The sequence below is a fragment of the Natronococcus occultus SP4 genome, assembly GCF_000328685.1.
Taxonomy (GTDB): Archaea; Halobacteriota; Halobacteria; order Halobacteriales; family Natrialbaceae; genus Natronococcus; species Natronococcus occultus.
This window is the reverse complement of sequence record NC_019974.1, coordinates 2842422-2862694: the sequence shown is the minus strand read 5'-3', so window position 1 is coordinate 2862694 and position 20273 is coordinate 2842422. Positions and strand designations below refer to the sequence as shown.

The 20273-nt window shown below is 66.8% G+C and carries 20 protein-coding genes; 11 read left to right on the top strand and 9 right to left on the bottom strand.

The window, feature by feature from the left end; translation table 11 throughout:
• Positions 1 to 20: 20 nt before the first annotated feature.
• Entirely contained in the window at positions 21 to 767 is a 747-nt protein-coding gene (locus NATOC_RS14235) for a hypothetical protein (protein ID WP_015322157.1), read from the bottom strand.
• Positions 768 to 868: 101 nt separating this feature from the next.
• Here NATOC_RS14235 and NATOC_RS14230 point away from each other — a divergent pair, with 101 nt between their 5' ends.
• On the top strand, positions 869 to 1342 hold the full coding sequence (locus NATOC_RS14230; protein ID WP_015322156.1) for a hypothetical protein: 474 nt from the start codon (positions 869 to 871) through the stop codon (positions 1340 to 1342).
• 119 nt (positions 1343 to 1461) lie between these two features.
• Here the strand turns inward: NATOC_RS14230 and NATOC_RS14225 are convergent, their stop codons facing one another.
• Positions 1462 to 1947 (bottom strand): polymer-forming cytoskeletal protein, encoded by a 486-nt coding sequence (locus tag NATOC_RS14225; protein ID WP_015322155.1) that lies wholly within the window; start codon positions 1945 to 1947, stop codon positions 1462 to 1464.
• A gap of 282 nt (positions 1948 to 2229) precedes the next feature.
• Here NATOC_RS14225 and NATOC_RS14220 point away from each other — a divergent pair, with 282 nt between their 5' ends.
• A complete protein-coding gene (locus NATOC_RS14220; RefSeq protein WP_015322154.1) occupies positions 2230 to 2667 on the top strand; it encodes a DUF7575 domain-containing protein in 438 nt (145 codons plus the stop codon).
• Between the two features lie 153 nt (positions 2668 to 2820).
• Here the strand turns inward: NATOC_RS14220 and NATOC_RS14215 are convergent, their stop codons facing one another.
• The 3 genes from NATOC_RS14215 to NATOC_RS14205 form a co-directional block, all read right to left on the bottom strand.
• Positions 2821 to 3345 carry a hypothetical protein gene (locus NATOC_RS14215; protein WP_015322153.1) on the bottom strand — a complete coding sequence of 175 codons (525 nt, stop codon included), beginning with the start codon at positions 3343 to 3345 and terminating at the stop codon, positions 2821 to 2823.
• Between the two features lie 353 nt (positions 3346 to 3698).
• A complete protein-coding gene (locus NATOC_RS14210) occupies positions 3699 to 4349 on the bottom strand; it encodes a hypothetical protein (RefSeq protein ID WP_015322152.1) in 651 nt (216 codons plus the stop codon).
• Positions 4346 to 5032 carry a class I SAM-dependent methyltransferase gene (locus NATOC_RS14205; RefSeq protein WP_015322151.1) on the bottom strand — a complete coding sequence of 229 codons (687 nt, stop codon included), beginning with the start codon at positions 5030 to 5032 and terminating at the stop codon, positions 4346 to 4348. Before NATOC_RS14205 ends, NATOC_RS14210 begins: the two co-directional genes overlap by 4 nt.
• Positions 5033 to 5508: 476 nt before the next feature.
• Here NATOC_RS14205 and NATOC_RS14200 point away from each other — a divergent pair, with 476 nt between their 5' ends.
• A complete protein-coding gene (locus NATOC_RS14200; protein ID WP_157224628.1) occupies positions 5509 to 6834 on the top strand; it encodes a CitMHS family transporter in 1326 nt (441 codons plus the stop codon).
• A gap of 134 nt (positions 6835 to 6968) precedes the next feature.
• Here the strand turns inward: NATOC_RS14200 and NATOC_RS14195 are convergent, their stop codons facing one another.
• Positions 6969 to 8744: a PAS domain-containing protein gene (locus NATOC_RS14195; protein ID WP_015322149.1), complete on the bottom strand. Its 1776-nt coding sequence runs from the start codon at positions 8742 to 8744 to the stop codon at positions 6969 to 6971.
• 183 nt (positions 8745 to 8927) lie between these two features.
• On the opposite strand from NATOC_RS14195, the gene NATOC_RS14190 reads away from it, so the two are divergent.
• Complete coding sequence (locus NATOC_RS14190) at positions 8928 to 9836, top strand: winged helix-turn-helix domain-containing protein (protein ID WP_015322148.1); 909 nt, start codon at positions 8928 to 8930, stop codon at positions 9834 to 9836.
• On the opposite strand, the gene NATOC_RS14185 is transcribed toward NATOC_RS14190, so the two are convergent.
• On the bottom strand, positions 9833 to 10450 hold the full coding sequence (locus NATOC_RS14185; RefSeq protein ID WP_015322147.1) for a cupredoxin domain-containing protein: 618 nt from the start codon (positions 10448 to 10450) through the stop codon (positions 9833 to 9835). The genes NATOC_RS14190 and NATOC_RS14185 overlap by 4 nt on opposite strands.
• Positions 10451 to 10684: 234 nt before the next feature.
• Here NATOC_RS14185 and NATOC_RS14180 point away from each other — a divergent pair, with 234 nt between their 5' ends.
• Positions 10685 to 11617: an alpha/beta hydrolase gene (locus NATOC_RS14180; RefSeq protein ID WP_015322146.1), complete on the top strand. Its 933-nt coding sequence runs from the start codon at positions 10685 to 10687 to the stop codon at positions 11615 to 11617.
• A gap of 43 nt (positions 11618 to 11660) precedes the next feature.
• Here the strand turns inward: NATOC_RS14180 and NATOC_RS14175 are convergent, their stop codons facing one another.
• Both NATOC_RS14175 and NATOC_RS14170 read right to left on the bottom strand, forming a co-directional pair.
• Positions 11661 to 12002, bottom strand: coding sequence for an mRNA interferase PemK (locus NATOC_RS14175; protein ID WP_015322145.1), 342 nt, complete (start codon positions 12000 to 12002; stop codon positions 11661 to 11663).
• Entirely contained in the window at positions 11999 to 12367 is a 369-nt protein-coding gene (locus NATOC_RS14170) for a MarR family transcriptional regulator (RefSeq protein ID WP_015322144.1), read from the bottom strand. The genes NATOC_RS14175 and NATOC_RS14170 overlap by 4 nt, the downstream gene beginning before the upstream one ends.
• 110 nt (positions 12368 to 12477) lie before the next feature.
• On the opposite strand from NATOC_RS14170, the gene NATOC_RS14165 reads away from it, so the two are divergent.
• From NATOC_RS14165 to NATOC_RS14145, 6 genes are all read left to right on the top strand, one after another.
• Positions 12478 to 13239, top strand: coding sequence for a CPBP family intramembrane glutamic endopeptidase (locus NATOC_RS14165; RefSeq protein ID WP_015322143.1), 762 nt, complete (start codon positions 12478 to 12480; stop codon positions 13237 to 13239).
• A gap of 353 nt (positions 13240 to 13592) precedes the next feature.
• Positions 13593 to 14507, top strand: coding sequence for an outer membrane protein assembly factor BamB family protein (locus NATOC_RS22880; protein ID WP_015322142.1), 915 nt, complete (start codon positions 13593 to 13595; stop codon positions 14505 to 14507).
• Between the two features lie 33 nt (positions 14508 to 14540).
• The gene (locus NATOC_RS22875; protein ID WP_015322141.1) at positions 14541 to 15092 is read left to right on the top strand and encodes a hypothetical protein; all 552 of its coding nucleotides are present in this window, start codon (positions 14541 to 14543) and stop codon (positions 15090 to 15092) included.
• 171 nt (positions 15093 to 15263) lie between these two features.
• The gene (locus tag NATOC_RS14155) at positions 15264 to 17060 is read left to right on the top strand and encodes an outer membrane protein assembly factor BamB family protein (RefSeq protein WP_015322140.1); all 1797 of its coding nucleotides are present in this window, start codon (positions 15264 to 15266) and stop codon (positions 17058 to 17060) included.
• Positions 17061 to 17241: 181 nt separating this feature from the next.
• Positions 17242 to 18465: an outer membrane protein assembly factor BamB family protein gene (locus NATOC_RS14150; RefSeq protein WP_015322139.1), complete on the top strand. Its 1224-nt coding sequence runs from the start codon at positions 17242 to 17244 to the stop codon at positions 18463 to 18465.
• Between the two features lie 141 nt (positions 18466 to 18606).
• On the top strand, positions 18607 to 20232 hold the full coding sequence (locus NATOC_RS14145; RefSeq protein ID WP_015322138.1) for an outer membrane protein assembly factor BamB family protein: 1626 nt from the start codon (positions 18607 to 18609) through the stop codon (positions 20230 to 20232).
• Positions 20233 to 20273: the final 41 nt, after the last annotated feature.

Here is a 20273-nt window from a genome sequence, read left to right as displayed (position 1 = left end):
ACGTCGCGGCTTGACACCGATCACGGAACGTGAGACAGCTGTGCTTCGAGTTCCTCCCTTGTCGTCCACGAAAAGCACCGGTTCAGGGATTCGAGGTGCCGAAGCGAATCGGTGATCACGCCGCTGTACGACGGCGTGCGACCGCCGAGTTCGGATTCGAGATACGAGTCGAGGTCCTCGGCCGAGAGTTCCAGTCCGTTTTCGCGAGCCCGTTCGGCGAGCGTCTCGAGCGCTGCCGAAAGATCGTCAGCATGGTACGCCAGCTCGACGGCCCGGGCACGTACTGCGTCTCGCGTCGTAAGCAGGGAGTCGTCGCCGTAGTGTTCATCCCGCGCTCGAGGGAAGAGAAACGTGCGGTCGAGCAGCGCCGGGCGCTCGACGCGTCCGAACTCGGCGACTGCCCCACCAGTGTCGTGTTCGAGAATCAGCGGAATCGAATCCGCGTAGAGGGCATGAAGAAAGAATTTCACTTTGAGAGCAGGAACGGCGTCCGATACGTCGAGTTCGGGCTGTGTAGCGAGCAGATACGCGTACGCATCATGGCGGTAATTCAATACATTAAGCGCTGCATCGAGGCGATACTTGAACGGCGATTCGTAACTCCCCAACACGAAATACGTCGAGTGTGGACCGAACAGGTGTTCGTGTCGCTCCCGCATGTACGAGAGGAGCTGTTCACTATCCTTCGGGTCAAGCTCGAGGCCGTAAAGAACGTCATTCAGAATGAAATTCGTCAGTTCGTTGGTCTCCTCCGGAATACGATCCATACCAACTAGTATGGGAATATAGCCAAATAACCATACTGGTCTAACGTAAAGAGGTCGAGCCCGTATACTTATCTATCCCGCTCCCGTAAACTCGGATAACAATGGCCGATATCTCCCCGAGTTCCAAATCCGATACCGATGAAAACCCCCTCGAGCGACAGCGTGAGCTGATGGAGCTGCTGTCTCAGGAAACCCGCCACAGCATCGTCCAGGCGCTCCTCGGACACCCGAAACTCCTCGCGTCAGCCGACGAGATCAACCACTTCGTTCCAAGCAAGTCGAAAAAGACCGTCGAGGAGCAACTCGACGTGCTCGTCGACGCGGATGTCCTCGCAGTCTACGAGTACCCCCCGAACGGGGAGCGGCGCGGCCTGCCGTGGAAATTCTACGGGTTCACCGAGTTCGGGGCCGACGTCCTCGGCGATTTCAACTACCTGAAGGGGGTCCCGATGGCGCGAGCCGTCCATCAGCGAACGCGCACGCCGGAGCGGATCGAGCGACACGAAGCGGCCCCCCGACCTCCCCTTCCGGAACCGGTCCGTGAGACGTTCCGTCTCGACGAAACGGCGGACTGACGACCCGCTGCAGCGTCGAGCACTCTCACCAACGGGCCCCTCCAGAACCCTCGGACGCCTCCGCTCGCGTGTCTTCGGCTGGACCGCGAGGACGGCGCCGTCCTCGCGCCCGGAGCTCGTCAGTCGGTCTCCTCGATCTCGCCGTCGACCTCGGCGTCCTCGCTGAGCTCGACGGCCGCCCCGGTCGCGTCGCCGTCGATGCTGGCGTCGTCGCTCAGCGTGATCTCGCCTTCCGCGGTCACGTCGCCGTCGACCTCGGCGTCCTCGCTCATCGTCACGTCACCGCCCGACTCGACGTCGCCTTCGACCTCCGCGTCGCCCTCGAGAGTGACGTCCCCGCTGGTCGAGATATCGTCCTCTTCCTCCTCGTCGCCCGACAGGGTGACGTCCTCGTCGTCGTCGTACTCCGTTTCGGCACCCTCGTCAGATTCAACGTCGCCGTCCTCGTCGTCGCCGTCGTCAGCGGCTCCATCGTTCGCGTCGGCGTCGTCCTCGGCCGCGTCGTCTTCCGCTTCGTCATCGTCGTCGGCACAGCCGGCCAGACCGATCGCCAGACCGCTGCCGAGCACTGTCAGGTACCGTCGTCGGGTCGATGGTCGTTCCATGGCCGTCCGTCGCCACCGGTCTCACTAAGAACCGCGAGTAGGAGCGACGCTTTCCTGCAGGGGCCGAATTTAAATCATGTACGGAGAGCGAATTTCGCCGGAGATGGGTAGTGAGTAGGTCGCTGCCGAGAGCAGGATTTCGGGAGCCCAGGCGAGATCAACGGACAGCGCCGCTCTTGGCGACGCTCGATCGGAACCAGTGGCGTGTTCGACCTGCGTCCTCGGTCCGACCTCTCGAACCGAAGGGAGAGCACTTATCCTTACTGACCGTCTAGTCAGGATATGTCCCAGTCGACGTCGCAGAAACGACCGTGGCTTGCAGCGCTTCTGGCAGCACTCATTACCGGGCTGGGCCACCTCTATCTCCGACGGTTGCGCCGTGCCGTCGGCTGGCTCGCCGTCTCGATCCTCGTCACGGTTTTCCTCGTCGATCAGGCGGCCTTCGAGTCCCTCGCCGGCGGGAGCGTCAACACCGACGCGATCCTCGCCGTCTGGCCGATGTACCTGGTCGTCGCGATCAGCGTCCTCGACGCGTACCTGATCGCCCGCCAGCCCGCCACCGCCCACCAGCCGGCCGTTGGCGACGACGAGGACGCCGCGCCGTCCTGTCCCCACTGCGGGAAGGAACACGATCCCGAGCTGGACTTCTGTCACTGGTGTACGAACCCGATCGACGACCCCGACCCCGACGCCGACTCGACGGCCGACGCCGAGCGATGACGACCTGTTTCGTCAGACGTAGCCTATGGAACGGCCGAGTGCCCGCCGACTGAGAGCGACCCGGACTCGCCCCACGACCCGTTCGACGCCGACCCGACTCATCCTGCGACTCGTTCGACACCGAACCGATCGACCGGTAGCGACACGTGGCGCTCAGAACTCGTCATCGAACTCGGCGTACGCTTCGAGATCACTGAGGTCCTCGATCACGGTCGTCACGACCGCGGCGTCGGTTTCTGCGGACCCGAAGAAGACGATCACGTGTTCTTCGTCCGGATCGGCGACCTCGACCGTGTCCTCGAGGACGTGGTCACCGCCGACTGCGTCCTCGTCGTCGAGTTCGATCGCGACGGTGTACTCGCCCGCCTCGGTCACCGCGTCGTCGTACGTGGCCTGGGCGTCCTCGTCGGCGTCGTCACCGCCCGCGGCGAGGTCGAACCGATCGTCGAGGACGACCGATCCCTCGGCATCGGTCACCGCGATCGATCCGGCGAGGGCCGTCTCCGTCCCGTTCAACACGTTGACGTCCTCGAGGACCATCCCCGCGAGGAAGTCGACGGCGGTCGAACAGCCGGCGACGAGGCTGGTTCCGACGGCGGTTCCGACTGCGAGACAGCGGCGGCGACTCATCGAGGACGTCCGTGACGGCGTCCTCGTTGGAGAGCGATCGGGAGTCATTATCAACACTCTTTAACCATGAAATAAAGCTCTTGTGTAGGCTGTGCTCGGTCGACTGGCTGCCGTTTCGTCGACATCCGAGGACGTCAGTCTGCAGGCTCACCTCACCACGTGAGTGCAGACGATACTTTCAACGCTCCTTCTGAAATAGGTGGGACCGAGGGACACGCGGTAGCACAGACGGGGTGTGTCAAAAACCGTCGCGGTCCCGCGTACCGACCTTCGGTCCCTGGTACTCGTTGTCGTTCGGGCGGTATAAGTTTCGTGATCGACTCGAGCGCTGTACCGTTCGGGCGTCGAACCCCGGACTCGTGTTCGAGAGCCCGAACGAGTACGCCGGCCGACGATCCGCCTCAGGCGGGTACCCCCTCGTGGTGTGTGGACTCCCGGTGCCACCCGAACTCGAGCCAGACGACGCCGACCAGAAACAGCGCCATCCCGACCGCGTCGATCGACCCGCCGCCGTGGCCGACGACCGCGATCGGGACGCCCGCGAGCAGGACGATGGGAACCGTCGGCGCGCCGGCCCGCCGGAGTTCGAGCGCCAGCGCCACGACCGCGACGATCATTCCGGCGATCCCCAACAGCGCTAGCACACCCACGACGGGGCTGGTGACGATCGCGTCGTAGGCCGCGGCGGCACCGACCTGCTCGGCTCCGGAGAGCGATCCCGTCCCGCGAACCACCAGCCCGGTGGCGATCCCGGCGATCGCCTCGAAGCCGATGTAGAAGATGACGTACACCGCAACGCCGAGCCGTCCGATCGTCGCCGTCCGCCCCGAAAACCCCGCCAGCAGGACGTACACCGCGGCACCGAGCAGCGCGAACAGTGGCAACAGCAGCAGGTGGACTGCCAGCCACGCGTCGGCGACCGCCGCGACCGTCTCGTAGGCCCCGCCGTGTGGGTGGACCCACAGCACCGCACCCAGCGCGATCGGCGTCCCCACGAGGACGGCGGTTCGTGCGAGCGACGCCGCGGCGCCGTCGTCCTCCCAAGCGCTCATCGGTCCACCTCCCCGTCGCGGGGTGGACGAGCCGTGATCGTCGTGATCCGTCCGAGCTGGGCGGTGTCGCTCTCCTCGAAGACCAGCGTCGACCGTTCGAGGACGTCCAGTGGCTCCTGGGTTAGCCGACAGCCGCTGCGCTCGTAGTGGGCGGCTGCCCGGTACTCCTGGTAGCGCGCGAGCAGGTCGACGTCGCTGGGCCCGTGCTCGATCAGCAACACCCGTCCGTCGGGACGACAGACCCGCGCCATCTCGTCGAGCGCCGCAACGGGGTCGGGGAACGTACACGTCGAGAACGACGAGAGCACGGTATCGAAGCTGTCGTCGGCAAACGACAGCTCCTGGGCGTCCATCCGCTCGAGCCGGCCGTCCACATCGACGCGGTCGAGGGTCTCCCACGCCCGGGCCAGCATCGCCTCGCTGATGTCGATCCCGACGTACTCGACCGAATCGGGCAGGTACCGCAGGTTCGTCCCCGTCCCGCAGGCGACCTCGAGGACGCGGCCCTCGGCGTCTGCGAACTGGCGCCGGCGGTACCGGCCCGTCAGTAGTCGGTTCACCCGGTCGAACCGGGCGGCCAGGTCGGCGGCGTCCGCGTACGCCGCCTGGATGTCCGCGATCGTCATTCCCGAGGACTCGTCGTCGACCCCGCGCGGTTCCTCGCTCGCTGCGTGTGATGTCATTACATCGCTCACCCCTACGCGAACCGTCGCCGCGACCCACCATAAGTATTATCGAGATTTTGATATAATACCGGACGCGCTTCAAAACGATTCTTGAGCGCTCCAGGCCGCTCGCGGGTCAACGACGGTCGGATCGACACCGTGACGCCCTCGATCGACCGCGATCGCTCAAGTGATTTTGTGTTCGAAACCCGACTCGAGGTCGGACGTCCAGCCGACGAGCGCGCGCTCGTTGAGCGGTTCCCTGACGGGGCTGGCCGAGGACGAGCGGGGAGTCCCCCCGCTTTTAAACTCCCTTCGCGATCGGACGAGTTCGTTATTACTTCCCGATTCCGCCAGAGGGTATTTTGTCCCGTTCGTCGTTCTCTGGCACTACGCGGGACGAGGACGACGATCACAATTCTTGCACAGGACTATTCCAAAATATATCGGAATATATGCTACTCTTTATCTACCCCGACGGGAGAGCGACCCGTATGATAGAATCGGGCATATCACTCGGCCTCATTGGATACGCGGCAATCTTTCTCATACTGTTTCTCGTCATTCGGAAGCGATTGTACGTCGTTCCGACGTTAATTATCGTTCCTGTCATTGCCGCGCTGGTCGCCGGCTTCTCTCCGAACGAGATCGCGGAGTTCGCCGAGGAGGGGCTCCAGGGGATCGTCGGCATCACCGCGATGTTCGCCTTCGCCGTCTGGTACTTCAGCATCATGCGCGACAGCGGCCTGTTCGATCCGTTCGTCGCCCGGATCGTCGACAACATCATCAGCAAACCCGCGCTGTTGACGGTCGGGACCGTCGCGCTCGCGATGGTGACCCACCTCGACGGTGCGGGCGCGACGACGATGCTGATCACCATTCCGGCGCTGCTCCCGCTCTACGACGCCCTCGACGTCGATCGAAAGATCCTCGCCGCGCTCGTCGCGCTGACGGCCGGGACGATGAACATGGTCCCGTGGGGCGGCCAGGTCGTCCGCGGGGTCGCCGCGATCGACCCCGCGACGATCTCGAACGTGTTCAACCCGATGATCCCCGCCCAGGCCGCCGGGATGCTGTCCGTGTTCGCGATCAGCGGCTACTTCGGCCGCCAGATCCGCAAGGATATCGACACCGTCACGGCCTTCGAGGGCGTCGACGAGGACTCGCTCATCGAGGAGGCCACCGACGGCCGCGAGATCGAACTCGACTGGAAGTGGATGTTCAATTTCGTCCTGACGATCGCGGTGCTTGGCGTGCTCATCGCCGGGATCACCTCGCCGGAGATCTCCTTTATGATCGGCGTCGTCGTCGCGCTGATCGTCAACGTCCCCGACTACGAGGAACAGAAGGACGTCCTCGAATCCTACGCCCCGGACGTGATGACCTACGTCGGCATCCTCTTCGCTGCGGGCGTCCTGATCGGCGTCCTCGAGGAAAGCGGGATGGTGACCGGGATGGCCGACATCATGGTGTTGCTCATTCCGGACGCCCTCGGCTCCCAGCTGCCGGTCATCGTCGCGGCCCTGTCGCTTCCCGCGCGCCTGCTGTTCAGTCCCGACGCCTTCTACTTCGGCGTCCTCCCGGTGCTCGCGGAGACGAGTGCCGCCTACGGTCACGATCCGGTCGCGGTCGTTCGCGCCTCACTGGTCGGCCAGACGGTCGGCTTCCCCGTCTCGCCGTTCACCGGAGCGACCTACCTCCTGATCGGGCTTGCGGGGGTCGAACTCGGCGAGCACATCAAGTTCACGCTCCCGCTGATGGTCATTCCCTGCACGCTGATCCTCGTCGTCGCGTTGCTCACGGGTGCGATTCCGCTGTAGCAGGCGTCGAACTTCGGCGGTGATTCGACCTGAAATCCCGTGGCGGGATTCCCGCGTCTTCAGGCGCGGGAGGAGGTCAATCGTCGCCGTATACCGTTTTCGAACGCGCGAGGACGCGACGGAGCGCTCTCGAGTCAGCTCCGGACGGGACGGACGCTGTCGAGCTCACACATGATCTCGAACCGGGCACCGTTAGTACCGTCGGCGAGCCGCACCTCCCAGCCGTGGGCGTCGGCGACCCGGTCGACGATCCGCAGCCCGAACCCGGTTCCCCCTTCGCTCGTCGAGTAGCCGCCGTCGAACACGTTCTCGCGGTGGTGCTCTGGAACCCCGGGACCGTCGTCCTCGACGTAGAACCCGCGATCGGTGCTCCCGACGGTGACGGTGACGTCCTCGCCGCCGTGCTCGATGGCGTTCCGAAACAGGTTCTCGAGAAGCTGCTGGAACCGATCGTCGTCGGCCTCGACCGTCGCCGACGCGATCTCCTCGCCGTACCGGAGCTCCGCCCGGGCGTTCCCGTCGGCGACGAGTTTCCAGGCGGCGTCGACGGCGTCGCCGAGCCGAACGGCGTCCCGGGACCCGATATCGCGACCCTCGCGCGCCAGCCAGAGGACGTCCTCGGTGATCCGATCGATCCGATCGAGGGCGGTCTCGATCTCGTCGAGATGCTCGTTGTCGTCCTCCGCGCGGGCGAGTTCGAGCCGTCCCGTCGCGACGTTCAGCGGGTTCCGGAGGTCGTGGCTCACGACGCTGGCGAACTCGTCGAGGCGGTCCCGCTCTCGCTGTAGCGCTCGCTCCCGTTCTACTAGCTCGGTGATGTCACGCCCCTCCGGGATGAGAAGCGTCACGGTCCCGCGTTCGTCGGTCAGCGGTCGCACGGAGAAGTCGATGATTGCCTCGCGATCAGCGCCCTGAATTGGGAGTCTGTTCCGCACGAACTCGCCGTTTGCCGCCCGTTCGACGGCCTCCTGCACTCGCTCGCGGGTGTCTTTGGAGTGTTGGAACCACGCCACCTCCCACAGCTTTTTGCCGACGATGCTCTCGCGCTCTAGCCCGCCGAACTCGAGGGCGGTCTCGTTCGCCTCGACGAGCGTTCCGTCGGGATCTAGTAGCCCCGTAAACTGGTAGGTGTTCTCGAAAACCGCACGGTACCGCCGTTTCCGTTGCTTCTGGTCCGTGATGTCGTGGAAAAGAATCGTAAGTCCGTTCTCGGACGGGTAGATGTGCTCCCGGTACCAGCGGTCCCACGGTTCGAAGTACTCCTCGATCGTCTTTGGCTCGTTTGTCTCCTTTGCCTCCCGGTAGTGGTCGTAGAACGGGGTATCCGCCGCTTCGGAGAAGACTTCCCACAGCGGGCTCCCGCGCAGCTCGTCCGCCGGGGCTCCGAAGAGGGTCGTCGCCCGCTCGTTGACGTACACGACCCGCCAGTCGTCGTCGAGCGCGAAGACGCCGTCGTCGATCCGATCGAGGATCGCCATCTGATCGTGGCTCGTGAGCCGTTCGAGCCGTCGCGCGTCGTACTCCGCGACCGCGTTCGTGATCCGATTCGCCAGGATCGCGTACTGGCTCGTTCCGCGGTCGTTCTGGAGGTAGTCGGTGACGCCGGCCGAGATCGCTTCGCTGGCGATCTCCTCGCTGCCCTTGCCGGTAAAGAGTATGAACGGCAGCTCCGGATACTCGTCGCGGACGGCGTTCAGAAACTCGATTCCGTTCCGACCGGGCATCTCGTAGCCCGAGACGACACAGTCGATCGTCCCGGTCGACAGCCGTTCCAGTCCCGCCTCGGCGCTCGTCGCCGTCTCGACCGCGAGCCGCTCGTCCTCGCTCTCGAGAACGGTCGCGGTGGTTTCCGCAACGTTCGGCGCGTCGTCGACATGGAGCACGTCGATCGTCCCTGGAGCCGTTCTCATCGCTGTCCCTCTTCTTTTGCCGATTTAGAGCGTGGCTATAAGTGCTTCTCCCTTCCGGTCACGAATCGCAGCGCGACACGCGCCGTCGTCGAGGACGGAGACGCTCGGCCGATCGCGGCCGACGGCTCCGGGAGCCGTCCGCTACCACCCACCGCTAAGATCGATGGTGTGTGACATACACCCATGACAGTAAACGAGGACGCCGCCGCAGCGTTCGGCATCCTGTCCGACCCGACGCGGATCGCGATCCTGCGGGCGTTCGCGCGGGCGCTCGAGGGAGGCGACGTCGACTCGAGCGACCCGTTCCCCGCGCTCCCGTTCTCGGAGGTGTACGACCGTGTCGACGTGGACTCGACGTCGCAGCTGTCGTATCACCTCGAGCAGCTCGACGGCACCTACCTCCGGCGCACCGACGACGGCTGGACGTTCACGTTCGCCGGCGAGTCCGTCGTCCGGCTCGTCCTGTCGGGCGCCTATGGCGGCGACGTCGCCTTCGACCCGGTCCCGGTCGACACCCCGTGTCCGATCTGTGGCGCCGGGCAACTGTGCGTGGCCGTCGAGGACCGCCTGCTCTTCCGGGAGTGTGAGGACTGCGGGCGGCGGATGGGCGGGCTCCCGGTTACGCCCGCCCAGGTTCGGGACCGCGACGCCGACGCCGTCCTCGCGAGTGTGACCACGCGGATGCTCACGCGGTACTGGCGCTTCCGCGAGGACGCCTGTCCCGACTGCGGTGGCGCCGTCACGATCGACCTCCAGGAGTCGGCCGCGTCCGTCGACACCCTCGAGTGGACCGCCGTCGGGCGCTGTCTGCAGTGTCGGCGATCGATTCACGGCCCGCCGTCGATCTGGCTCGTCACCCACCCCGCGTCGATCGCGTTCCACTGGGATCGGGGGATCGACGTCCGCTCGTTCGGCTTCGCCGCCCTCACGGAGCGTGTCACGGCGTGCGACTGGAACACCACCCGCGTCGCCCCCGAGGAGTTCCGCGTCACCTACCGCCTCGAGGACGCCCGGCTCCGGCTCACCGTCGACGAGACGCTTGCGGTTTCGAGTATCGCCCGCGTTCGAACGGCTCCCTCGCGCGACCGCTAGACGATCTCGATCCGTCCGCGCTTTTGCCATCCGGCGTGGATCTCACAGACGTACTCGGCCATCTCCTCGCTGGCCTCGAACTCGAGCGACTGGGTCGCGTCCCGCTCTTCCATCAGCTCGGTTCCGTAGTCGTCGACGACCTTGCCGTCCTCGTTCCAGAGCTCGATATTGTGGGGCCGTCCGTCCTCGTTTTTCCAGCTGAGGACGTACTCCCGACCCGCCGTCAGCACGATCGGGGGGTTCTCCTCGCCCGCGATCGGCTCCGGTTCGACCCCTTCCCAGCCGGCGGTGGTGGCGCTCACGACGATCTCCTCGACGTCCGCCCAGGCCTCGGGGCGGGTGTCGACGTCCTCGGTCGCGTCCGTATCTTCCGTCCCGTCGTCGCCATCGGAACCGGGATCGTCGTCGGGACCCGCCATCGAACCGTCCGTTCCGTCGTCCTCGGCTCCTGTCGCGTTCTCCCCTCCGTCGGTCTCGTCCGAGTCCTCGTCGGCTGGGTGGTCTCCGTCGTCCGTTTCGGCACCGCCCAGACAGCCGGCGGCGAGGACGGTCGTCGTCGCTCCGCCGGCGAGCCCCAGCGCCCGGCGTCGGGAGCAGCGTCCTTGGTGTTGCATAATCTGAGTTTCACGCTCACCTACTATAGATAAGGCGTAGATAACACGCCGTTAACAGGTTCCCAATCGGACTAGTACGCGATCGGACCGGTTCCCGAGCGGAGCTGTCTTCGATCGGACGGAGACCGAAATTCCGCGACGCGATCCGATCGCCGGCCGCGACGACGAACCGACTGACGACGAACCGACCGTCCGAACCGGAAGGTCTACTTCCGGCTCGACGGACTGTCTGGTATGGAGGCCGATCGGATCGATCCGCAGGCGAAGGCCGCACTCGAGCGCCAGGAGCGGCTCTCGGTGCCACACAGCCGCTACGGGCTGAAGCTCTTCCGGCAGCTCTCCCGGGCGACGATGTGGGTCCAGAACAGAAATCCTCCGAGCGTCGGGGCGACGTTCGATGGCACGATCCCCGGTCCCGCGGGCGAGCTCGACGCTCGGCTCTACCTCCCGGACGCCGAGGGGCCGTTCCCGACAGTCGTGTTCTTCCACGGCGGCGGCTACGTGCTGGGGAGCATCGCCACCCATGACTGGCTGTGTCGCCAGCTCACCCGGGAGAGCGGGTGTGCCGTCCTCTCGGTAGCGTATCGTCTCGCCCCAGAACACCCCTTCCCCGCGGCGGTCGAGGACGCCGTCGCCGCGGTCGAGTGGGCGGCCGCCCACCCCGACGCGGTCGGCGGCGACGGTCGGCTCGCGGTCGCGGGCGACTCCGCCGGAGGTTCCCTCGCGGCCGTCGCCGCGCTCATGGCCGCCGAGCGCGACGGCCCCGAAATCGACTACCAGGCGCTGCTCTACCCCAGCGTCGGGATCGACGAGGACCAGTCCTCGGTTCGAGAGCACGCCGGGGTCGTCCTCGACGCCGACGACATGGAGTGGTTCCGGGACTGCTACTACGAGAGCGACGTCCACAAGCGAAATCCCTACGCCGACCCGACGAACGCCGGGGACGTCTCCGGGGTCGCTCCCGCGACGGTCGTCACCGCCGGCTTCGATCCGCTGCGGGACGGCGGGAAGGCCTACGCCGAACAGCTCGTCGGCGACGGCGTCCCCACGCGCTACCGCAACTACGAGGACCAGGTTCACGGCTTCATGACGATGCAGGAGGTCGACCGCGCCCACGAGGCGATCGCGACCCTCGGCGACGACCTCGCCGACGCGCTGGCTGACTGATCGCGGCCTGGTCCGCCGACGGTTCCGTCGAAAGCCGCGGTTCTCAGGGCGGATCTTCGCGAAGGTATCCGATGGCCTGCTCGACGAGCGTCTCGGTCGCTTCCTGGGTAAGCGTTCCGGCGTGGGTCGATACCCCTTCGTGTTTCAGCGTCGCAATGTTCCACGGGAGCGCATACGACCGGCGTGGGAGTCCGCCCTCGCGAAAACGCGTTTCGGTAAGTTCGAAAGCTGCCGACCGCGACGTCGTCGTCAGCGGGATTGCAGTGTACTCCTCACCGTAGAACGGATGCGCTTCGGTCGAAATCAGTACGAACGGCCGTTTGCTCCGAGAACCGACCAGATCGCCGCTTACAACGACTGCACCGCGCGGGAATGGCTCGTTCATTCGTTCCGTTCCCGAAGATCCTCGATCTCCTCGTCCCAGTCGGGAGTGTTCGCGTACCAATCGTCCGAATAACGATCGGATATCGCTTCCAGGCTCACGTACATACTCTGATAGGCAGCGATCTTCTCCTCCGAGGCCGCCGCCCATCGGTCGCCTTTGTGTCGTACCAGTCCGTGATCCTGGAGCCGAAGTAGCGTCGGGCTGACGCTCCCTCGAGCGACTCCCGTCGCCTCGTGGATCTCTTTCGGTGTGAACCCGTATTCGGGGTTTTCGACCAGAAAGGAGAGGATTCGATTCGCGTTGGTCCCCTCGCTCAGATCGAGCCGGTGTTCGTTCGGGTCGTATTCGTCGAAGCGTACTGGCATCCGATATACTCGCTCTGTATTCGATACTATCTCTGCTGTATTAGCTCTGTTGGGCATCAACCTGCCATCGTAGTGTAGCTATTTTGCTATTCGATATCATTCCACAGCATATGGGAACCGGGACGCGCTCGAGGACGGACCGGGGAGTGTCCCGCGAGGACGTGGCCCGTCGCCTCGAAAACACGGTCGAACCGCTGGCCGACTGCTCGCTGCTGTGGAGTCTGACCCTCCCGCTGGTTCCGATCGCGGCCACCGCGCTCGTGATGACCGCTGGCTTCACGCTCCACCGGGGTGCCGATCCGGGCTGGCCCGACTGGGCGCTCCTGCTTCCGCTCGGCGGCGCCTACGTCGCCGTCCTCGCCTGGCTGTACTGGCGGTGGGACCGGGCCACCTGGCGAGCGGCCGCGGTCGTCCGCCGCCCCTCCGGGCGGGAGCTGGCGAGCGCGCTCGTCGCGACGGCTGTCGGGATCGGGATCGTCGTCGCCGGCAACGCCATCGCGACGAGTGTCGACCTCGATCCTCACGCCCGCGCGCCGGTGACCGACGCCCGCGGGATCGCGGCGCTGCTGGTCGCCACGGTCGTGATCGCACCGATCGCCGAAGAAGTCCTGTTTCGCGGACTGGTACTCGGCCACCTCCTCGCTCGCGGCTACAGCGTCCTCGCCGCGAGCGCCCTGTCGATCGCGCTGTTCGCGCTGATCCACGCCTTCATGGCTGGCCCCGTCAGTATCCTCATCACCGGTGCGCTCGGCACCGTCCTCACCGGGCTGCGGCTCCGGTACGACAGCCTCGTCGGCCCGTGGCTGATGCACGTCCTCATCAACGCCTGGGGTGTGATGCTCACGGTCGGGCTCCTGCCAGCCCTCTGGTAGCCGACGGACGTCCGTCTCCGGTGGTCGAACGAATCCGCTCGCCGGGCCGAGTTTTCGAGCCACAGACACGGGCCACACTGTCTTAACCACCGGCTAGGTACCGCACATCCACGTGTTGGCCACCGTCTAGGTTTCCTTGGCTACCCCCTAGATCCACAGCGGGCGCCGTCGTTCACCCGGACTCGACTCGTGGCTGCCCGGACAGCTCTCCCCGATCGCCGCGGTCGAACGCCGACGGCACGGCACGTCGACCGCGCTCGTGTCGAAAACAGACTCTTTCAGAACTGTTTCAGAATACGTACTGTTGACATATCCGGTCGATAGTAATGCGTCGGTTGCCCGTTCGAACGGGTATGGAACACTGGAATCGTCGTTCCGTGCTCGCGACTGGCGCGGTTCTTACGCTCGGAACTGGGGTGGCAGCCGGCAAGACCAAACGCACCGACGGCTCGACGCCGTTCGTCGAGGCCGACGGCTGGTCGTCGATCGACGGGGGGGCACAGCGCGCTCGACGCGCGTCCGCGATCGAACCGCCGGCGACCGTCGCCTGGCGGACGGACGGCAACGAACCCGTCGTCGTCGACGGCACCGCCTACCTCGGCGGCGAGTCGGTTCGAGCGCTCGACACCGCGGACGGCTCGCTCGCGTGGGAGACCGACCTCGACGGGCGGACCCTCGGTCTGACCGTCGTCGATGGGACCGTCTACGCCGGTGGTGCCGAACTCGTCGCGCTCGACGCCACAACCGGCGACGCGGAGTGGTCGAGTGGGGTCGGAAGCGACGGCGACGTTTCCCCGCCCGTGGTCGCGTCCGGAACCGCCTACGTCCTCGACGGGGGCTCGCTGTACGCCTTCGACGCGAGCGACGGCACGCATCGCTGGGAGCGCGACACCGTTACCGTCAACGGGCAGGCCATGTCGCTCCAGTCCTCACCCTCTCAGCTCGTCGCGGCGAACGGCTCGATCTGGGCCGTCCTCGACGGGAGCGGTTCGGACGGGCTCGCCGAACTCGACCCCGAAACCGGCGAGACGCGGTGGAGCGGGTACGTCGACGCCGGCACGGGCGGGCTCGCCGCGACCGACGGGACGCTGCTCGTCGAGAACAACAGCCTCGAGGCCGTCTACACCTTCGACGCGGAGACGAAATCGACCGAGCACAAGATCAACGACGCGTACGTCACCGCCGCCGACACCGGCGTCGCGGTCACGCAGGGTCGGTATCAGCTCGAAACGACCCCGCTCGAGGACGCCGACGCGACCGACGGGTAGAGCCACGACGGCTCGTACGCCCACGGAAACCCCGTGATCGCCGACGACACCGTCGTCGTCACGTACTCGACCCCCGGACCGGAGGGGGGCGACAGCGTCGTCGGCTTCGATCTCCGGGACGGTACCGAACGGTGGCGCTTCGAGTTCGAGGACGACGAGAGCTGGTCGGACGGTGCCGACGCGGGCTTTCTCGTCGTCGAGGACGACACGATCTACACCCAGCGGGGCGACGACCTCGTCGCGCTCCGTCCGGACGGCTGGGAGGAGAGCGGTTCCGAAAACGAGGACGACACCGATGGCGAGAGCGGCAACGACGACTCCGAGGACGGCTACGAACCCGGCGAGGACGACGGGGAAGCGAGCGATGACGCCGACGGCGACTCGGACGACGAGACGGACGCCGACGACGAGACCGGTAGCGGGAACGGTGACGAGGCCAACGGCGGAGACGATGGGGCCGATGACGACACCGACGACGCCGACGGCATGCCCGGCTTTACCGCCGGTGCCGGGATCGCGGGCGGTGCGCTCGGCCTCGAGTGGCTCCGCCGTCGCGCGGACGACGAGGCCGATCTCGAGGAGTAGCACGGGCTGTCGACTGACACAGCGGCTTCGGCATCCGTCCCCTCCGTTCTGACCGCTCCCGGGCCCCGACGCTGTTCGGGCTCGGTCTCCGACACCTCCGTCTGCGAACGAGGACGATACAGCTGGTAAAATACACTGAAAGTATTTGTGTTTTACATAATATGAGGACACATGAGCGATTGGAGCCGGCGATCGGTACTGACGACGGTCGGGGCGCTCTCGACGGCGGCGCTCGCGTCGGCGGAAACCGCGGGCGAGTCGCTTCCGGATCCCGCGATCGAGCCGAACCCGAAGTCGAACGCGGCCTGGCCGTCCCACCGCGGCGGCGCCGGACAGGCTCGGGACGTCGCGAACGAGCCCGCTATCGACGCCGCCGAACTCGAGGCGGACTGGGCGGTCGACCACCACGACGAGATCGCCGTCGCCGACGGGGTCGTGTACGCGTCGATCGATAACGGCGTCGTCGCCCTCGACGCGGCCGACGGCGCGCTGGTCTGGGAGAACCCCGACGTCGCGGCGACCGCGCCCTCGGTCGACGGCGAGCGCGTCTTTCTCACCGGGACGGAGGTCGTCGCGCTAGACCGTTCGGACGGCCGCGTGCGCTGGCGGACCGACTTCGGCACGAGCGAGGACGCGGCCTGGCAGACGGTCGCGTACGGCGGCGTCTACGTCGTCATCAACGGAGTGCTGTACGCGCTCGACCCCGCGGACGGAACGGTCCGGTGGGACGTCGCCCCGGGACCCGAGGACGCGTTCGTCGCCGGAACCGCGGCGGCCAACGGGGTTGTGTACGCTGCGACCGACGAGGCGATGCTCGCGTACGATCCCGACACCGGCGAGGAGGTCTGGCGCAGCGACGACGACCCCGTCCGCGGACCGGCGATCCACGCGAACGCGACCGCCGTCGTCGCCGCGGGCGGTCCGGACGGGGATCGACGGCGCTACGACGCCCAGACGGGCGCCGTCCTCGGAACGGCGTCCGGATCGTCTGTCGAGGTCGCGATGGGCGAGTCGGTGGCCGTTACCCGGACGGACGATGCCTACCGCGGCCGCTCGCTCGAGGACGGCGAGACCGAGTGGGTCCTCGAAGCGGCGACTACCCACGGACGGGCCGCCGTCGCCGGTGAGACCGTCTACGCCGTCGTCGGCGACGACGGGCGGCGGCTCGTCGCGCTGGACGAACGCGACGGCAGCGAACGGTGGTCGGTCGACGGGGGCGAGGTTCCGCTCGGACCGATCCGGGCGATCACCGAGGACGCGATCTACGTCGCCAGCGACGGTGTCCTCGTCGCGCTTCGGGACCGGTCCGAGGCGGACGACGGTGACGATGACGGGAGCGATAGCGGGGACGACAGCGGTAGCGAGGACGACAGCAGTAGCGAAGGCGACGGGTCCGATCGAACCGGTGACGAGGGCAGTAGTGAGGACGACGGGAGCGAGAACGACGGAGCCAACCGAACCGGTGACGAGGGCAGTAGTGAGGACGACGAGAGCGAGGACGACGAGAGCAACCGGGACGATGGCGGTGAAGACGGGAGCGAGGACGACGGGAACGACCGGAACGACGGCAGTGAAGACGAGAGCAAGAACGAGGAGACGAACGGCGAGGACGGGGACGAGACGGGTAGCGACGAAACCGATTCCGGAACGACAGACGCGGACGACGAGCGATCGGGAGACGACGAAACCGTCGACGACGGTACCACCGAGAGCGACGACGAGGGGAGCGAGGCCGAACCCGAGTCGACCGACGACTCCGAGGACACCACCGACGACGTCCGCGAGTCCGCGGATGACGACCCGGACGACACAACCCACTCCGGGTCCGACGGCACGGATGGCGACGCCGACGACGCGGCCGACGAGTCCGATGGAATGCCGGGATTCACGGCCGGTGCCGGCATCGCGGGCGGTGCGCTCGGCCTCGAGTGGCTCCGCCGCCGTGCGAGTGAGGCGGACGATCCCTGAGACGACGTCCTCGTCGATCCGAGCTGTGGCGACGTCCGCCTCTCGGGCCACCTGAACCTCACGACCGATCCGATGAGGTCGGTTCCGAGACGGTGTCTCCCGCCGTCAGGCCGAGTATCCGGCGCCAGAGATTCAATTGCAAGCCTAACCGCTATACATTATATCATGAAATCCTGTGAATATGTCGACCTGGAACCGTCGATCGGTGCTGGCAGCGGGTGCAGCGATTTCGGCCGGCGGAATGCTCGCGTCCTCGGGCGCGGCCGACTCGGCTGCGGGGGAGGAGACGGAGCGTCCCGATCCCGATCTCGACCCTGATCGCGAGGCCGACTGGCCCTCCTACCGCGGCGGCGCGGGCCACGCGCGGTACCTCGAGGACGGCCCCGAGTTCGATCCCGGCTCGCTCGAGACCGCCTGGGCGGCCGACCACGACGGGAGCGTCGCCGTCGCCGACGGGGTCGTGTACGCGACGACCGAGGACGGCGTCGTCGCCCTCGACGCGGCCGACGGCGAGCCCGTCTGGGAGACCGACGCGGTCGCGGCGAGCGATCCCGCGGTCGCCGGCGACGGCGTCTACCTCTGTGGCGAGGAGGTCGTGGCGCTGGATCGCTCGGACGGGAACGTCCGCTGGGAGAGCAGCCTCGAGCCCACAGAGTGGACGAGCAGCCATACGGTCGCCCACGACGGCGTCTACGTCGTCGCGGACGGCTCCCTGTACGCTCTCGATATCGAGGACGGCTCGGTCAGGTGGCGCCGGGACGGGGCCGCGTTCGTCCCCTCCTTCGGCGCCAACAGGCCGAAAGACTACGCGTTCACCACGGGCACGGCCGCGGCCAACGGCGTCGTCTACGCCGGAACGCGGGGCGGCCTCCTCGCGTTCGACCCCGAAACCGGCGACGAGGTCTGGCGCGAGCAGCGACAGTACATGGGCCGACGGGACAACGAGATCTTCGCGACGAGCGAGGCCGTCCTCGTCGAGGGGTACACGACCGTCGACTGCGGGATTCACGATCCGGAAACCGGCGAATATCGTGGCCCAGCACCGATGGAGTCGCCGGCCGAACCGGCCGTTGGCACGGACGTCCACCTCGCCGACTCGGGACAGGCGTTCGCCGCCGGCTCGATCGACGGCGGCGGTGAACGCTGGCAGGTTTCCGGACGGCTCACCTACGGCCAGGGCGTCATCTGTGGCGACACCGTCTACGTCTACCTGCGGTCGAACGGCGACCCGAACGAGGTCCCACACCACAAGGAGCTCGTCGCCTTCGACAAACACGACGGTACCGAGAACTGGACCCTCTCGCGAAACACCGCACCGGTCGGCGAGATCCGCGCGATCAGCGACGAGACGATGTACGTCGACTACGAGGGGCAGCTCGTCGCGCTCCGGGAGCTCGAGGACTGAGCCGGGCCGGAGGTCGTTCCGAGTCCTCGACCGACACGACGTTCTCCGATCCCCGCTCACGGCCTTCTCGCGCTCGGATCGACTTCGTGGGAGCCGTATACAGGGGATCTATATACGTGTCCGAGAACAGCAGGGACAGAGATGTCGGGCTGGAGCCGGCGATCGGTACTGGCGACAGGGGCAGCGACGTCGATCGGGAGCGTCCTCGCAACGAGCGAGCGCGGCGCCGCGGAACCCGGCGACGAGGACGTGGCACCCGCAGAGTCGGGCTGGTCCTCGTACCGGGGGACCCCGGGGAACACGGCGTCCGTTCCGGCCGACGGCTCGTTTCCCGTGCCGGAGACGGTCGCCTGGGAGTACGATCGAGGCGGGCGAGCCGCCATCGTCGACGGAACGGTCTACCTCCGGACGGACGGTGGGGTCCACGCGCTCGACGCGACCGACGGCTCGGCGCGCTGGGAACGCGAGGACGTCGGCGCCGACGGGACGCCCGCGGTTGCCGACGACGCGGTGGTCGTCGGTGGCGAGAGCCTGTCCGTCCTCGAGGCCGACACCGGCGAGGTGCGCTGGAGCGAGCCGTTCGACGAGGGAGAGCACGAACAGACCGTCACGAGCCCGACCGTCGTCGACGGGACGGCCTACGTCGTCGCCGCGGGGGAGCTGCTGGCCTACGACGTCGACGACGGGACGGTGGTCTGGGGGCTCGAATCGGTCGAGTTCGAGGCGGCCGACGACGTGACCGAGCCCGGCACGGAGGACGCCGCGTTCGGATCGGTACCGGTTGCCGTCGCGAACGGGCTCGTGTACGCGATCGCGGACGGTGCGGGAATCGCGGCGCTTGACGCCGAAGACGGGACTACCGCCTGGACCCACTGGCGACGCGAGTACGAGGGGCTGTCGTTCGCCGGCGTCGCGGCGACCGCCCAGCGAGTGTTCGTCAGCGGGAGTCCGGAGGACGAGTTTCCGATCCTCGACGCGGCGACCGGCGACCGTCTCGGGACGGCTCCGAGCGTGCTCCCCACGGCGGCGACCGAGTCGGTTCGGATCGCGGCCAGTCCCGACGCGCTTCGAGTTACCGATTACGAGACCGACGAAGGGTGGGAGCAGATCGGCGGGACGAGCGGGTGGCGCGATCCCGCGATCGTCGGGGAAACGGTTCTGATGCCCTACTACCCGGGCTACAACGAGCGAGCGCTACTCGGGCTCGAACTCGAGGACGGCGCCGAACGGTGGGAGCTTACCCACCCGATCGTCGACGGCGACGCGCTGGCCGACTGGTTCGCCGTCACCGCGGAGACGCTCTACACGAACGGCGAGAACGGGCTCGTTGCGCTCCGGGCGGAGAGCGATGGCGGTGAGGCTGACGACGACGAAAGCGACGAGGACAGGGACGACGAGAGGGAGACCGGCGACGACAACGAAAGCGGCGAGAACACGGACGACGGCAACGAAAGCGACGACGACGTCGGCAACGAGACCGACGACGAGTTCGACGGCGAGGAGGTCAACGAGACCGCGGGCGACGACGAAACGACGGAAAACGAGACGGGCGGCGAAAGCGACGGGGAGGATCCTCCCGCAGACGGAGACGCCGAACCAGCGAACGGAACCGACGAGTCAGACACCGCCACCGACGGAACGGGCGACGGTGACGAGACCGACGACGAGATGCCCGGCTTCACGGCCGGTGCCGGGATCGCGGGCGGCGTCCTCGGGCTCGAGTGGCTGCGCCGTCGAGCCGGCGTCGACGCCGAATCGCAGGACTGATCGAGCGACGAACGACGCGATCGTCGCAGTTGCGAAAGCGA